Consider the following 2,124-nt stretch of genomic DNA (forward strand, 5'->3'; position numbering starts at 1 on the left):
AAAAAGATATTTTGATAAGGATATAAGAATTCGAAATGTTTTCATAACAAATCAAAACCGCATGATCATATTTATCATTTTGTTTTATGAGAATGATGCGCTCTCTATAGAGAATGAATCAAAACAATAGATTTGAATCAAAAGCGCTGGTTATAAGAACGCGGTCTCTCTTAAAGCTGTTTAAATTACAAACCTCTTATAAAAAATTCACAAAAATATCTATAAGGCATCTCATAAAAATAATGATGCGTTATAAAGTTAAAAATAAGCATCATAAGAGCGCTTTTAGTTATTATGATGTTTAAAAGAGAAAAATAACGCAATTGCGTAACATAGAGTCGAATAGAGGCAATAAAACGTAAAGTATTAATAAGCATATGATGCATATTTATACATAATGGTTTAAAAAATAATTATAAAAAAACACAAAAAAGAATAAAATATAGTTGACAATAAATACGTATTTTGTTAAAAGATATTCATAAGTGCTAGAAACACTAAAACATCAAGCGGTTAGATTACGTAACAATCTTTCCCTTATCATAAAAACTGACTGTCTTTTATGCATTGATTAGCATATAATGGCTTTGTCGGGTGTGGTTACGCCATACAATACCTTTATAGGAAAAGCGTAACGACGGGCTTGATGCCGTGTTTCTAGCGCCCGATGCCCTTATAGGGTGTCTCAATAGAAACTTTATTAAACATCAAGGAGACACTAGCCATGAAAGCTACTGTTAATAAACAAACATCATCCAAAAAATATGAATTAACCACTGAAAACTTTACTTTTGATGGGATCACTTTACATCGCATTCGCGCATTAAGAGATTTTGATGATGTAAAGGCTGGTCAATTGGGTGGCTTTATTGAAAATGAAGATAACCTCTCTCATGATGGCAATTGTTGGATTTATGATAATGCTGCGGTTTTTTTGGATGCCAAGCTTTATGAGAATGCTAAAATTTATCAAGAAGCTAAAGTTTTTAGACAAGCAAAAGTTTATGGAAATGCTACCGTAAATGGCAAGGCATGGGTTTTTGGTAATAAGGCTTGCATTTATGACAATGCTAAAATTTATGATGATACCAAAATCGCTGGTCAAGTTTATGGAAATGCCGTGGTTTGTAATAAAGCTATTATTACTGATGATGCTAAAATTTATGACAATGCTAGGGTTTATGATCATGCCCATGTGTGTGGCTATGTCTTTGGTAATGCTCAGGTCTATGGTAAATCACGCATTCATGTCTGGGTTTCTGTTTATGATAATGCCCATGTCTTTTGCAATGCGTGGATTAAGGATCATGCTAGTGTCTATGGCAATGCAAAGGTTTCTGGCTCGGCGCGCGTTGGTTGCTTGGCAAGGATTTATGATAATGCTAAAGTTTATGGAAAATCAAATATTGATCATCACGTAAAAATTTATGGCAATGCCGTGGTTAATAGCCGTGAAAAAATTCGTCGTGATATTTGCGATAATGATCAGTCTATTAAAGACGCTGCGTAAATAACACCGCGGGCGCGGCGGGGGCGCCCTTCTTAAGAACATTTCATTCAAAATTTTATCCATTATTAGATAGGAGCTTACCTATGTCTACTATAACTGTATCTAAAATTGTCTCTAAAAAATATGAACTTACTAATGAAACGCGTGTTTTTGATAACCATACCCTTTATCGCATTAAAGCATTAAGAGATTTTGATGATATTAAAGCTGGTCAACTGGGTGGTTTTATCGAAGATGAAAGTAACCTCTCTCATGATGGTAACTGCTGGGTTTCTGATAATGCCTATGTTTTAAAACCCGGTCGTGTTTATGAAAACGCTAGGGTTTATGGCAATGCTGCGGTTGGTGGTTTTGTTTATGGCAATGCCCATGTTTATGACTTTGCAAAGATTTTTGCCAATGCCCATGTGTATGATAATGCGCGGGTTTTCGATGATGCAAAAATTATCAGTAATGTTCATATTTATGAAAATGCAAGTGCCTATGGCATGGCTGTTGTGACTAAAAATGCCCATGGCAATACAAGAGAGAATGTTTATACAGAGCGTCTCTCTCCTTATGGAGAAATTTCATTTGTAATGTGTCGCTTGTAAAGCAGCATAAATAATGGCGCC

The 2,124-nt window shown here is 34.7% G+C and carries 2 protein-coding genes; both read left to right on the forward strand.

Annotated elements, in window-relative coordinates; translation table 11 throughout:
• Positions 1 to 724 precede the first annotated feature (724 nt).
• Entirely contained in the window at positions 725 to 1,510 is a 786-nt protein-coding gene (locus AC0QT4_RS08895) for a hypothetical protein (protein WP_473201316.1), read from the forward strand.
• A gap of 83 nt (positions 1,511 to 1,593) precedes the next feature.
• Complete coding sequence (locus AC0QT4_RS08900) at positions 1,594 to 2,103, forward strand: hypothetical protein (RefSeq protein ID WP_473201317.1); 510 nt, start codon at positions 1,594 to 1,596, stop codon at positions 2,101 to 2,103.
• Positions 2,104 to 2,124 lie beyond the last annotated feature (21 nt).

The organism is Bartonella sp. EBT8, from assembly GCF_055796165.1.

Coding starts and splice junctions, on each gene's coding strand:
- AC0QT4_RS08895 (WP_473201316.1), top strand. CDS start 725: ATGAAAGCTACTGTTAATAAACAAACATCATCCAAAAAATATGAATTA.
- AC0QT4_RS08900 (WP_473201317.1), top strand. CDS start 1,594: ATGTCTACTATAACTGTATCTAAAATTGTCTCTAAAAAATATGAACTT.